Here is a 12,859-nt window from a genome sequence, read left to right on the forward strand (position 1 = left end):
ATCCTCGGTCAAGTCTCATAAGAGCAAGGTAACATATAGGTCGGCTTGATGTTGAGTCGATATAGGCATACTTTTCAATAAGATTCAGACGTACAAGAAATGGCTGAAAAACGTAATATTTTTCTGGTAGGCCCTATGGGCGCAGGTAAAAGCACAATTGGTCGCCATCTGGCGCAAATGCTGCATTTAGAATTCCACGATTCGGATCAAGAGATTGAACAACGCACAGGCGCTGATATTGCTTGGGTGTTTGACGTCGAAGGTGAAGAAGGCTTCCGTCGTCGTGAAGCTCAGGTTATTGCTGATTTGTCTGAGAAACAAGGTATCGTCCTTGCCACCGGTGGTGGTTCAGTACAAAGCAAAGATATCCGTAATCATCTGTCTGCTCGTGGCATTGTGGTTTACCTGGAAACCACTATCGACAAACAGGTTGCTCGTACTCAAAGAGACAAGCGACGCCCATTATTGCAAGTGGATGATCCTCGAGAAGTGTTGGAGAATCTTGCAGAGATCCGTAATCCATTGTACGAAGAAATTGCCGATGTGATTGTCAAAACCGATGATCAAAGCGCAAAGATCGTCGCAAATCAGATCATTGAGCAATTAGGTTTTTAGGCAGAATTTATGAAGCAAATTCAGGTTGATTTAGGTGTACGTAGTTATCCCATTTACATTGGCCAGAATTTGATGAGTGATGGCGAGACTTTGTCTCGCTACCTGCTTAAAAAACGTATTCTTATCGTCACCAATGAAACTGTCGCGCCTTTGTATCTTAAACAGATACAAGAGACGATGGCTTCGTTTGGTGAGGTCGAGAGTGTTATCCTTCCCGATGGCGAACAATTCAAAGACTTAGCACATCTAGATACTATTTTTACTGCATTGCTGCAGCAAAACTATGGTCGAGATTCTGTGCTGGTGGCTTTGGGTGGCGGCGTGATTGGTGATATGACGGGCTTTGCCGCGGCATGTTATCAACGTGGGATCGATTTTATTCAAATTCCGACAACTTTATTGTCGCAGGTGGATTCTTCCGTCGGCGGTAAAACGGCTGTTAACCATCCTCTTGGTAAAAACATGATTGGGGCCTTTTATCAGCCACAAATCGTGCTTATCGATACTTTATGTTTACATACGCTTCCAGCGCGCGAGTTTGCGGCGGGAATGGCGGAAGTCATCAAGTATGGCATCATGTGGGATGCTGATTTTTTTCAATGGCTTGAAGATAATGTAACGGCGCTAAAAACCTTAGATGCCGAAGCATTAGTTTATGCTATCTCTCGTTGCTGTGAGATTAAAGCCGATGTGGTTAGCCAAGATGAAACTGAGCAGGGCGTGCGTGCTTTGTTGAATCTGGGTCATACCTTTGGTCACGCGATTGAAGCCGAAATGGGCTACGGTAATTGGCTGCATGGTGAAGCCGTGTCAGCTGGCACAGTCCTTGCTGCTAAAACAGCTAAAGCACTGGGGCTTATCGATGAGTCAATAGTTTGTCGTATCATACAGTTACTACAAGCTTTTGAACTTCCAGTGAGTGCGCCGGAATCTATGGATTTCGACAGTTTCATTCAACATATGCGACGCGATAAAAAAGTTTTAGGCGGTCAGATTCGACTGGTGCTCCCAACGGCAATAGGCCGCGCGGATGTGTTTAGTCAAGTCACAGAATCTACCCTTGAACAGGTTATTCGCTGCGCATAAAAACTGTGTGGTGGGCGAGTGACGTTTCAGGGTTCTGTCTTGCTTCCTTCTCAGGAAGCCCTCATACAAAGAATGCATCATGTTGCCAGTTATAGCGATCAGCTGCTGGTGCTTTCTGGTGTCAGCGGTTCAGGAAAAACGACCTTAGTTACCGGATTAGCGACCGATTTTGACGAGTCAAATGCGGCATTTGTGATTTGTCCTATGCATGCCGATAACGCTGAGATACGCCGCAAAATTCTAGTCCAGCTAATTTCATCCCCTATTTTTGACGACGACATTCCCCTCGCCGATACCCTGTTGCGGCTTGCGAGCACGCAAACTAAACCTTTACATATTATTATCGATGATGCGCATTTATTACCTAAGGCGCTCTGGGCTGAGTGTATTATTCTCAATCAGATCCAGTGTGCGGGTAAGAATATTGCCGTCACGCTCACGGTTCCACCGGCATTCTTAGCGGACCTATTGCCACAATTACCCGAGCAATTGCGGCGGCAAATATTGCCTATCAGTATTGAGCCGTTAACCATGCCAGAGCGTGAAGCTTTGTATCAAACATTGCTGAGATACAGCGATCAAAACCCTTTTACGCCAAGGGAAATCGTACGCAGTCAGCTTGAGAAGCAAATGGGTACGCCGCAAGAAGTGGTCAATCTGTTAGATAAAGCCTTGCATAGCCCGCAAGAGAAAACATCTTCTTGGATGAAATATAAAGCTGTGGTGACAGCTGTGAGCATGTTGTTAGCGCTAGGTATTTGGCTTGGTGTTACTCAACCATTTTCTGAAGAGCAAGCCCTAGAGACTGCGACTTTTCCTGCGATAGATTCACCCGCTTTCTTGTCCTATGGGCAAAAAATCTTAGCCCCCTATTTTGCTCTGCGCGCTGATCAATTAAAGTTTGCCGCCGTACCCGTGACCGTTAACGAAATAGAAACATCCAAAGCCAAAACAGAACCGGCTGTCGATCCATTAAGTGAATTCCATGGTGAGGCACCACATCCTGAGCCTGATGATGCAGCCTTAGTGATCGTTGGTGAAGTCAGTAGCAAGTCTTTTGGTGGTGATGAGCCAACTGTGGATGCAGAGCCTCAAGCTAAAACGGTAGATGTTCAGTCCCCAGCGCCAGAGGTGGCAAAGGTTGATAAAACAGTTTTGGAACCGCAAAAGCCACTCAAAGGTTATACCGTACAAATAGCGAGTGTTGCTCAGTTAGATACCCTGCGTTCGACATTAAAGAGTCTTGAGAATGTCGAGGGTGTTCGAGTCGCAAAGTATAAACAGCGGTGGGTTGTCCTCGTTGGTCACTACAGCAGTAGCAAATTGGCTTCGAATGCGGCGGCTCAATTGGTTAAGGAGTATCGTTTTGAGCAACCTTGGGTCAGAAAATGGGCCGATTTGAAAGATTATCAAGTAGAAGAAAGTCTCTCAAATCGTGAAATTTCAGAATAAACAGAGTACAATCATGGCCTTTATTTTTGTCGGCATTCATCAAGTTAAATGATAAAAAAACACAGAGCCTTCCTTAAGTGGGCTGGCGGTAAATTTAAATTGGTGGATGATTTAGCCAGTTATTTACCCGCAGGAGACCGTTTGGTCGAGCCGTTTGTGGGTGCAGGATCCGTTTTCTTGAATACGGATTATCCTAGCTACCTGCTCTGTGACATTAATCAGGACTTGATCGAGTTATATCAGATAGTGAAGCATCAACCAGAAGCATACATTGCCGCAGCTAAAGCATTGTTTGTCGATGAGATGAATCAAAAGGAAGCTTACTATCAGGTGCGGACCGACTTTAATAAATGTCGCGACCCTTTCCAGCGTTCTGTGTATTTTCTTTATTTAAATCGCCATGGTTTTAATGGCTTATGCCGTTATAACCGTAAGGGTGGCTTCAATGTGCCCTTCGGCTCCTATAAAAAACCTTATTTCCCCGAAAAGGAAATCTGGGCCTTTTCTGAAAAAGCGCAACGTGCTGAGTTTAAATGCATTGGTTACGAAAAAGCCTTTGAGCAGACACGCAGTGGCGATGTTATCTATTGCGATCCACCTTACGCACCGTTATCTACTACATCCAGTTTCACGACATATGTTGGCGCAGGTTTTAGTTTAGACGATCAAGCACTGCTGGCTCGTCATTCACGCCATACCGCGTTAGAGCGTGGTATTCCGGTATTGATTAGTAATCACGATATTCCATTAACTCGCGAGTTATATCGCGGCGCGCATTTAGCGAAAATTCAAGTGCAACGCAACATTAGCCAAAATGGCAGTGGTCGTAACAAAGTGGATGAGTTGATGGCGCTATATGATGAAAACTACGATCCAAAAGACGACTAGTTTCAACATAAATAACGTTTAGCTAAGCACTTGTCCTACGAGAAACATCAGACTTGCCACTAGGATGACAGCTAACACTATGCCCATCACTATGTAGGGCAATGGGGAACTGGTTTGAAAATCTTTTTTACGATTTTCGCTAGTTTGTACCCCGAAAAAGGCGGCAATGGTACTGTGGAATACTTGCCAAATGCGGCTAAGCATTAATAGGCGAGATGCGACGTAGTGGGCTTGAGATCATCCATAGGTTTATCTTGATGACCATGTAATAGTTCAAGTAGGTCGACAAAGTGGAACTGACTCGAACGGTTTTTACCTGTAAGCCACGTTTTCCAGCTTAAGGTTTGTGCTTGATCGGCGCAGCGATTATTAGGGTGGCTACTGGGCAGTGCATTGTTGTAACGAGTGTCATTGCTACAAGCGCAAGATGCAGTTTCGGTATTTTCCGTAAGTTTTTCAACGCCAAAAGCTAGCGTGGCCACTACAACTGCAGTAAATGCCAACATCATAGATGACTTAAATGTCACCGACCTAACATAGTGTGAAAACTGACTAAACCGCTCCATCATAACGCTTCCTTTGGAATGAACCAGCACTGCGCCTCGAGTATAACAAACTCGCTTAGTTTATGAACAAAAAATTATCAATTCCAGCCAAAATGCTCGGAAATATTAGCTTATTTTACCGAATCTAAGCCCCAATTTACTGCGATAGCTGCAGAGTGTGCTGCTTTGCTGACATAGGCACAGCGGATCAATTGCCAGAAATGTGGCTTTAGCTATAGAGGCTTAGCTTGGCTCAGGGTAAAATAAGGCACTTTTTATCCAAATAGCAGCGAGTGTTTTATGCGTCCATTCTTGATTGCTCCATCAATTTTATCTGCCGATTTTGCCCGTTTGGGTGACGATGTAAAAGCTGTGTTAGATGCGGGAACCGACGTAGTACATTTTGATGTGATGGATAATCACTATGTTCCTAACTTAACGATTGGCCCTATGGTGTGCCAAGCACTGCGTAACTATGGGATTACCGCTGATATTGATGTGCATTTGATGGTCAAGCCGGTTGACCGTATCGTGCCTGATTTTGCTAAAGCGGGCGCGTCTATTATTACTTTCCACCCAGAAGCCTCTGAGCACGTCGATCGCACACTTCAGCTCATCAAAGAGTGCGGTTGTAAGGCGGGTCTCGTGTTTAACCCTGCGACACCACTGCATTATCTTGACCATGTGATGGATAAACTCGACGTGATCCTATTGATGTCAGTGAACCCTGGTTTTGGTGGTCAATCCTTTATTCCATCAACCTTAGATAAGCTGCGCCAAGTGCGTGCGCGTATTGATGTCAGTGGTTTTGATATTCGTTTAGAAGTCGATGGCGGCGTTAAGGTCGACAATATCGCCGAAATCGCGGCCGCCGGTGCGGACATGTTTGTTGCGGGCTCGGCTATTTTCGGCAAGCCCGATTATAAGGCCGTTGTTGATGAGATGCGTGCCGAACTTGCTAAAGTTGGGGCATAATAGCCATGTGGGATAAGATTAAAGCGATTGCGTTTGATCTAGATGGCACGCTGATTGACAGTGTGCCGGACCTAACCGTTGCTACGCAGGAAGCCTTGACTGAGTTAGGTTTGAAGAGCTGCTCTGAGGCGCAAGTTCGTACTTGGGTCGGTAACGGTGCAGAGATGTTGATGCGCCGTGCTATGAGTCATGCTTTGGGTACGGATGTTGAGCAAACAACCCTTGATGCGGCTATGCCGATTTTTATGCATCATTATCAAGAAAATCTTGAAAAGCACAGTGCGCTGTATAGCGACGTGCATCAAGTGCTGCAAACTTTGTTTGATGCAGGCTTTAAGTTAGCGGTTGTCACCAATAAACCCTATCGTTTTACCATGCCATTACTCAATGCTTTTGGGATTAACGACTTTTTCAGCTTAGTGTTAGGTGGCGATACCTTAGCTAAGATGAAGCCTGACCCTTTGCCGCTGCAGCATTTATTGCATGAGTGGCAATTGGAGAAAACTGAGTTATTGATGGTCGGCGATTCTAAAAACGACATTTTAGCGGCGAAAGCGGCTGGGATAGCGTCAATCGGCTTGACCTACGGCTACAACTACGGTGAAGATATTGGCCTCAGTGGCCCAGATGCCGTATGTGAGCAATTTAGTGAGATTCTGAACTGGGTAAAACCTACCAAGTAATGGGGGGTTACCTGTTCTTTAGTCGATTTTTTTTAGTCTTTTTATATATAGATAGTGGAGCAATGACGTAATGACCAAACCCATAGTACTCAGCGGTGCACAGCCGTCCGGCGAATTAACCATAGGTAACTACATGGGTGCATTGCGTCAATGGGTTGCGATGCAAGATAGCCACGACTGCCTGTATTGTGTAGTTGATTTGCATGCCATTACTGTGCGCCAAGATCCTAAAGCATTGCGCGAAGCGTGTTTAGATACCTTAGCCCTGTATTTGGCCTGTGGCGTCGATCCTAAAAAGAGTACAGTGTTTATCCAGTCACAGGTGCCACAACATACGCAATTGGGTTGGGCATTAAACTGCTATACCCAAATGGGCGAGTTGAGCCGCATGACTCAGTTTAAAGATAAATCACAAAAGCACGCTAACAACATCAACGTGGGTTTATTTGGCTACCCAGTGTTGATGGCGGCGGATATTCTGATTTATCAAGCGAACGAAATCCCTGTTGGCCAAGATCAGAAGCAACACCTTGAGTTAACGCGTGATATCGCTACTCGTTTTAACAATGCCTATGGTGATACTTTCACCATTCCTGAGCCGTTTATTCCTGAGCTTGGCGCTAAAGTTATGTCACTGCAGGAGCCGCTAAAGAAGATGTCTAAGTCAGACGATAATCGTAATAACGTTATCGGCCTGCTAGAAGATCCGAAATCAGTGCTGAAGAAGCTGAAAAAAGCCATGACAGACAGTGATGAGCCGCCAGTCGTGCGTTTTGATGTGGATAATAAACCGGGTGTTTCTAACCTGCTGAGTCTCATGTCGGGTGTGACAGGGCAAAGCATTGCGAGCCTAGAAGCCGAGTTTGAAGGCAAGATGTATGGCCATTTGAAAGGTGCAGCAGGTGAAGCGGTTGTGAGCATGTTAGAGCCACTACAAGAGCGTTACCGCGCGATTCGTAGCGATCGCGCTTACTTAGACCAAGTGATGAAAGCTGGTGCACAGAGTGCGCAGGCGCGCGCCGAAGTGACCCTGAAGAAAGTGTATGAGAAGATTGGTTTGTTAGTGTAATCAATCGATCGATAAATTAAGCCGACGTTCGCGTCGGCTTTTTTGTGCCTGTAAATTCATCCTAAGCCTGTGATTTTAGCCAAGATGAGAAAGCGGCAATCGCTGGTTCTGATAAACGGCGTTGCTTACAAAAGAAGGTAAATTCAAATCCGGTATGCACATCGGGAAGATTCAAGGCGACTAAACGCCCCGTGGTGATATCGCCAGCCACCATAAAGTCCGGCGCTAGGGCTAAGCCTTGGCCAGCAATCGCCGCTTCAATCGCCATCACAATATGACTAAACACATGCTGTTGTTCGTTATCGAGTGGTATTTGGTGCGCCGATGACCACTTGTGCCAGTCAAGCCCTAATGGCCCTTCATCAACCACCAGCAGAGCTTGTTGCTGGAAATTACTCAGGCTTATGTCGCGCCATTTAAGGTAAAAACTGGGGCTGCATACAGGAATTAAACGCTCTTTGTGCAGTAACTGTTGCCAATAGCCACGTTGATTTAGCTTACCAGCGATGAAGATATCCGCGGTGCTGGTGCTTAGATCAGGATCTTGGGTGATCATCTCGAGGCGGATTTTCACGCTCGGATATTGGCGGCGAAAATCGGCGAGTCTTGGGATCAACCATTTTACTGAAAATGAGCTGTAAACGGCTAGGCAGAGCTGTTGATTTGGCGTATCGCGTACTTTTAAGTTGAGGTCGCTTAACTCGTTGAATATCCTCTCTAACTCTAAAAATAGTCCGTGCCCCTTAGGCGTTAACTGCAGTTTACGCCCCTGACGGTCGAACAGTTGCTCGCCAAAATACTCTTCTAATACTCGCACTTGGTGCGACACTGCACTTTGGGTGATGCACAGTTCATCGGCGGCCTTAGAAAAATGCTGCTGTCTGGCGGCAGCTTCAAACACTTGTAGAGCGCGTAATGGCGGGAGCTTTCTCATGATTTTCAATATCTAAAGGCTTTAGTATGAATTTAATTCATCTAGCATGAGAAAGCATCATTTCAGCTTAAGTTTTGCGAGGATTATCATGCCGCCATTGAGATTTATGGATGTTAAAAAATGCAACGCCCAGTAGTTATTGGTTTGATTTTATTGATAGTAGGTAACCTATTCAGTGCCTTCTATGATGTGTCGATCAAGTGGTTACCGGACGATGCGAGTGCCTCGACTTTCCTCCTTGTCAGGCAAATCTCTTCAGTATTTATGTTGTTGCCAGTGTGGCTGTATTCGCAGCGTCCGATGACGACACATATCTCAGTTCACCTTTGGCGTGCCAACATAGGCTCAGTTGGCGCGCTTTTTTTAATTATAGGCTTAATGGCATTGCCGCTCGCGACAGTTAGCTCATTGTTTTACTCTGCACCGCTAATGATTATTTTGATGGGGTATTTCTTCCTGAGCGAGAGGATCACCGCTGCTCAGACAATCTGTACTGGCTTAGGTTTTGTCGGCATCTTGATTATCCTGCGACCGAGCGAAATGAACTGGTACGGCATTGCTGTGCTGTTTTCTGCTTTTACCTTTGCAGTGAATCAGTTAGCACTTAAAAAAGTGCCCCATGCTGAGCATCCCGTGCTAACGCTAATGCTATATAACTTGCTGGGTATTCCGGCAACGTTAGTGATTGCAGCGTTTCAGGGGATTGAGGGTTTGAGTTGGGAGCTGGTGGGCGTGGCCTTGCTGAGCAACGCATTTTTATTGGTTTATCACTGGTTTTGTGTGCTGGCTTACCGCAAGGCCCAGGCGAGTGATATTGCGATTGCGGAATACACAGGCTTGTTGTTTATTGTCTTTTTAGGCTGGTTGTTGTTCGATGAATGGTTGGATAACTTAAGTTGGCTCGGTGCAGCCTTAATCGTATTGCCTTCATTGTTTTTACCTTGGCTAGGTTCGCTCCTATCAAAATCGGCACCTAAGATAGCGGATACACTCACGGGAAAATAACCGCGAGGGTTTAAGCCTAAGTGGGCGAGTTAGCTCACCACTTAGGCTCAAGTTTTAAATAGGTAAACTGCAAAATTACTTAGCATACTCAAATACTTTCACCACTTTACGCACGCCAGCAGTATTACGGGCGATATCAACAGCTAAGTCTGCTTGTGAGCGATGAATAACCCCCAGCAGGAAGACTTCACCATTTTCAGTGATGACTTTAATGCGAGTCACATCCAAATCTTTTTCGTTCAGCATGCGGCCCTTCACTTTGGTCGTAACCCAAGTGTCATTGCTGCGGGTGGTGAAAGAGGTTGGATTGCCAATGCGGATTTGATTATGTATTTTGCCGCCGAGCTTAAGATCTTGTACGACCTTGATGGCTTTATCCCTTAACGTAGAGTTAGGGGCTTGGCCTATCATAAGTACATTGCCATTGACGGATACACCTGTGATATTCGTTTGTTTTTTAAGATCTTCTTGCTCTAGCAGTGCGCTGGTGATCTTAAAATCAGTATTGGTATCATCAAGCTGAGTCTTAACAGTACGTTCGTCGTTGGCCATCATAGCGCCACTGACTGCGCCCACCATAACGGCACCGGCGCAGCCTTGAAGCAGCAAGCAAACCATTAACAGCGGGGCAGCGTGTCTCATTGCTGCTCGTCCTGTGGGAAGAGGGTGCGGTCAATATTGTCACACAGGCAATGGATCACCAGTAGGTGCACTTCTTGGATACGTGCAGTGACATTTGAAGGTACGCGGATTTCCACATCGTTCACGCTCAGTAGGCCAGCCATAGCACCGCCATCTTTACCTGTTAGCGCTACGATAGTCATGTCGCGGCTTAATGCGGCTTCAATGGCTTTAATCACGTTACCTGAGTTACCACTGGTCGAGATAGCAAGCAGAATATCGCCCGGTTGACCTAAGGCAAAAATCTGTTTTGAGAAAATCTCATCATAGCTATAGTCGTTGGCGATAGCTGTGATGGTTGAAGTATCGGTAGACAGAGCGATGGCTGGTAAGGGTGGACGCTCAATCTCGTAGCGGTTTAGCAGTTCTGCTGAGAAATGTTGCGCATCGCCAGCACTGCCGCCGTTACCGCAAGCAAGGATTTTATTGCCACCCAAAAGACAATGCACCATCATTTCGGCCGCTTTGGCGATGGATTCTGGCAGTGCTTCGGCTGCATCGATTTTAGTCTGGATAGATTCAGTAAAGCTGTCTTTAATGCGTTCTAACATGGATACATCCTTTCAGGATAAAGTGTTGCTATCATGCCATATTTCCACAAGCGTGTTGAGGCACAGACGTTAAAATAATTTGTGTAGTCACTCTTTCACTATTGGCGCTTAAAAGGCATCGACCAGCCAATGAATTTGATCGGCTTCCATGGCGATGACATCGAAACGACAGGGCACATCGAGTCTATTGAGTTGTAAATAGTGGCTAGCCGCTTTGCGAATTCGCGAGATCTGCGCGCTGCTTAGGGCCTGTAATGCGCCGCCATATTGATTTGCCGAACGATACTTCACTTCGACAAATACCCAATGGTTTTTATGGCGCATGATTAAATCAATTTCTCCAAACGGATAGCGGACATTACGTTCGACAAAAGTTAAGCCTTGTTGTTCAAGGTAACGTTGGGCGTGCGATTCTGCCTGCTGTCCGAGTGTCATAGCTGGCGGAAGCTACCTCTTTCATAACGTCCCCAGCTTAATTGGCGGTTGACTATGCCATCTGGACTGACAGATAAAGCACCACTGCGACCATTGAATTGATAACCCGTGAATGAGCGCATTTGCGCTAAACGGCCGATCAAATCCATTGCATCATAACCCATAACAAACAAACGTTTCTGACTGTTATTCCAGCCCGAAAATAGTGTGTTGACCATCAGATTTTCTTCGCCGTTTTGCATTAGCCAAGGTGCGTCGCTTAGGGTCAGGTTATTTAAATCCTGCGCCGTTTGTGTGCTTTCATTTTCAACTCGGCTGCGGCTTGAGGTATATAAAGGCACAGGTTGTGTGAAAACGCTAAAGTTTACGTCGATAAAGGCCTTGAGCAGGGTTAGATCCTGTGGCGTTGAAATCATATAAATGGCATCAATATCTTGGCGCGAGCGGAAGTCGGCTTGTACTGAATTGCCTAACAGTTCTTTAATACGGGCGATCCGCTCTTGGCTATCGCGCACGCCAAGGGCATCTTGTACTGTGGTGCGCATTTTATCACCTCCATCGAAGTAGTGAACTTCGACAGGGTTATCGCTCTTCTTTTTCCATGCTTGAATAAAGCTTTCGGCCATGCGTTTGCCAAGGGCATCGTTACTGGCGAGCAGTAACGGCATAGTTACGCCATCTTGATATAAATGCTCCGCCGCATCGGCCGCCTCTTGTGCGGGAGATAATGCAAAGTAGAACTTATTCGGATCGGGGGTGAACTTATCTACTTGATTTAAATATAGTTGTGGCACAGGCGTAGCAGGTGCTGTATTGGCCGTTTTGTCTGGGTTAGCAGTATTAGTCACCGCATTAGTGGCGGCAGTGTTTGCCGCATTGCTCACTTGCAGTTGTTCAATTTCAGTAGGCAATAATGGGCCAATAATAAATTCGGCTCCCGCAGTTAGCGCCTGTTGGTAAGCGCTGGCAGCATCGTTTGCCGTGTCATAAAAGTTGACTGCGACTTGGTCATTTTGCTTTGCCATGTAACTGGCTAATATGCCTTGGCGAATTGCATTGGCAGCGTTAGCTCTTGGGCCCGTCAGCGGCAACAGCACAGCAATGTTTTTTGGCGTAAATGGCTTAGCGTTTAAGGCTCTGTCAAGATCGGCGGGTAGCTTAGCCGCTGCAGGATGATAAGGATTTTGTTTCTGCCATTCGCCTAAGTAGCGTACTAACTGTGTCGGATCGACAGCATAATGCTTCGCGATATAAGCCAATTGCAACCAACCCGTAAACACAGGAGTCTTAGCATCTTGGGTAAAGGCTTTTAAGGTTTGTTCGTGCATTGGCTGCAGCACTTGCCAAATCGCGTTATTCACCTCGTTGGCTTGGGCGGGGGGCAAGTAAGTCGTCAGTAAACTCAGTTCACGCACTTGCTCAATAGGCTGTTTATTCAATTGATATAAATGCGCCTTGAATTGGTGATAAGCCGTCATCTGCCAGCTTGGCAAACTCCAATTGCTTGGATAATTGAGAACTTTAAGTGCATCACTATAGGTGGACGTGTGTTCAAGCACGCGCGCGGTCAAGTATTTATGTTCGGCCAAAAATGTTGGACTCTGATTCAAGCTTGGCTGTATCGATTTAAGTAGCTTCTGCGCTGCTGCGTAGTCGTTGGCATTGATGTAGGCATGGGCTGCGAGCAGCAGATTAGTATCGCGCTGCTGCGGATCTTTGCTATTGGCGGCTTGTGCCAAATACACATTGGCCGACAAAGGTGCGGATGCTAAAGAGGTGGCCACTGTGGGTGCAGTTCCGGTCGAGGTGGGCGTTGAAGTGCCACAACCCGCCAAGATTACCGATAAAATGGCCACGGAAACGAACTTAGTTGTATTCAGGCTTTTTAACACTGGGCTTCACTCTGGTAAGATGCAGCCTCTAGTTTAACCTTCTCTCGC

At 46.2% G+C, this 12,859-nt stretch carries 15 protein-coding genes; 8 read left to right on the forward strand and 7 right to left on the reverse strand.

What is annotated here, in order from left to right; genetic code table 11:
- The first annotated feature begins 99 nt into the window (after positions 1–99).
- Genes aroK through L5M71_RS13495 form a run of 4 tightly spaced genes read left to right on the forward strand, consistent with a single transcriptional unit; the run spans position 100 to position 4,041 of the window.
- Complete coding sequence (gene aroK / locus L5M71_RS13480; RefSeq protein ID WP_006083542.1) at positions 100–615, forward strand: shikimate kinase AroK; 516 nt, start codon at positions 100–102, stop codon at positions 613–615.
- A 9-nt stretch (positions 616–624) separates the two neighbouring features.
- Positions 625–1,701 (forward strand): 3-dehydroquinate synthase, encoded by a 1,077-nt coding sequence (gene aroB, locus L5M71_RS13485; protein ID WP_263168370.1) that lies wholly within the window; start codon positions 625–627, stop codon positions 1,699–1,701.
- 18 nt (positions 1,702–1,719) lie between these two features.
- Complete coding sequence (locus L5M71_RS13490) at positions 1,720–3,153, forward strand: AAA family ATPase (RefSeq protein WP_263168371.1); 1,434 nt, start codon at positions 1,720–1,722, stop codon at positions 3,151–3,153.
- Positions 3,154–3,201: 48 nt separating this feature from the next.
- On the forward strand, positions 3,202–4,041 hold the full coding sequence (locus L5M71_RS13495; RefSeq protein ID WP_131525404.1) for a Dam family site-specific DNA-(adenine-N6)-methyltransferase: 840 nt from the start codon (positions 3,202–3,204) through the stop codon (positions 4,039–4,041).
- A gap of 18 nt (positions 4,042–4,059) precedes the next feature.
- Here the strand turns inward: L5M71_RS13495 and L5M71_RS13500 are convergent, their stop codons facing one another.
- Both L5M71_RS13500 and L5M71_RS13505 read right to left on the reverse strand, forming a co-directional pair.
- Entirely contained in the window at positions 4,060–4,245 is a 186-nt protein-coding gene (locus tag L5M71_RS13500; RefSeq protein ID WP_131525403.1) for a DUF2970 domain-containing protein, read from the reverse strand.
- Entirely contained in the window at positions 4,245–4,610 is a 366-nt protein-coding gene (locus L5M71_RS13505) for a hypothetical protein (protein ID WP_105250531.1), read from the reverse strand. Before L5M71_RS13505 ends, L5M71_RS13500 begins: the two co-directional genes overlap by 1 nt.
- Before the next feature lie 276 nt (positions 4,611–4,886).
- Here L5M71_RS13505 and rpe point away from each other — a divergent pair, with 276 nt between their 5' ends.
- From rpe to trpS, 3 genes are all read left to right on the forward strand, one after another.
- A complete protein-coding gene (gene rpe / locus L5M71_RS13510) occupies positions 4,887–5,561 on the forward strand; it encodes a ribulose-phosphate 3-epimerase (RefSeq protein ID WP_219234824.1) in 675 nt (224 codons plus the stop codon).
- Positions 5,562–5,566: 5 nt separating this feature from the next.
- On the forward strand, positions 5,567–6,244 hold the full coding sequence (locus L5M71_RS13515; protein WP_131525402.1) for a phosphoglycolate phosphatase: 678 nt from the start codon (positions 5,567–5,569) through the stop codon (positions 6,242–6,244).
- 70 nt (positions 6,245–6,314) lie between these two features.
- Entirely contained in the window at positions 6,315–7,313 is a 999-nt protein-coding gene (gene trpS, locus L5M71_RS13520; RefSeq protein WP_113941452.1) for a tryptophan--tRNA ligase, read from the forward strand.
- A 61-nt stretch (positions 7,314–7,374) separates the two neighbouring features.
- On the opposite strand, the gene L5M71_RS13525 is transcribed toward trpS, so the two are convergent.
- Complete coding sequence (locus L5M71_RS13525) at positions 7,375–8,247, reverse strand: LysR substrate-binding domain-containing protein (protein WP_173913161.1); 873 nt, start codon at positions 8,245–8,247, stop codon at positions 7,375–7,377.
- A 120-nt stretch (positions 8,248–8,367) separates the two neighbouring features.
- On the opposite strand from L5M71_RS13525, the gene L5M71_RS13530 reads away from it, so the two are divergent.
- Positions 8,368–9,252 (forward strand): DMT family transporter, encoded by an 885-nt coding sequence (locus L5M71_RS13530; protein ID WP_131525400.1) that lies wholly within the window; start codon positions 8,368–8,370, stop codon positions 9,250–9,252.
- A 75-nt stretch (positions 9,253–9,327) separates the two neighbouring features.
- Here L5M71_RS13530 and dolP read toward each other — a convergent pair whose 3' ends face one another.
- From dolP to L5M71_RS13550, 4 genes are all read right to left on the reverse strand, one after another.
- Positions 9,328–9,894 (reverse strand): division/outer membrane stress-associated lipid-binding lipoprotein, encoded by a 567-nt coding sequence (dolP, locus tag L5M71_RS13535; RefSeq protein ID WP_105250526.1) that lies wholly within the window; start codon positions 9,892–9,894, stop codon positions 9,328–9,330.
- Complete coding sequence (locus L5M71_RS13540) at positions 9,891–10,484, reverse strand: phosphoheptose isomerase (RefSeq protein ID WP_105250525.1); 594 nt, start codon at positions 10,482–10,484, stop codon at positions 9,891–9,893. Before L5M71_RS13540 ends, dolP begins: the two co-directional genes overlap by 4 nt.
- 108 nt (positions 10,485–10,592) lie before the next feature.
- Entirely contained in the window at positions 10,593–10,919 is a 327-nt protein-coding gene (locus tag L5M71_RS13545) for a YraN family protein (RefSeq protein ID WP_105250524.1), read from the reverse strand.
- On the reverse strand, positions 10,916–12,811 hold the full coding sequence (locus L5M71_RS13550; RefSeq protein ID WP_219251812.1) for a penicillin-binding protein activator: 1,896 nt from the start codon (positions 12,809–12,811) through the stop codon (positions 10,916–10,918). Before L5M71_RS13550 ends, L5M71_RS13545 begins: the two co-directional genes overlap by 4 nt.
- Positions 12,812–12,859 lie beyond the last annotated feature (48 nt).

This window comes from Shewanella sp. SW1, from assembly GCF_025653545.1.
In the GTDB taxonomy this organism is placed as follows: Bacteria; Pseudomonadota; Gammaproteobacteria; order Enterobacterales; family Shewanellaceae; genus Shewanella; species Shewanella oncorhynchi.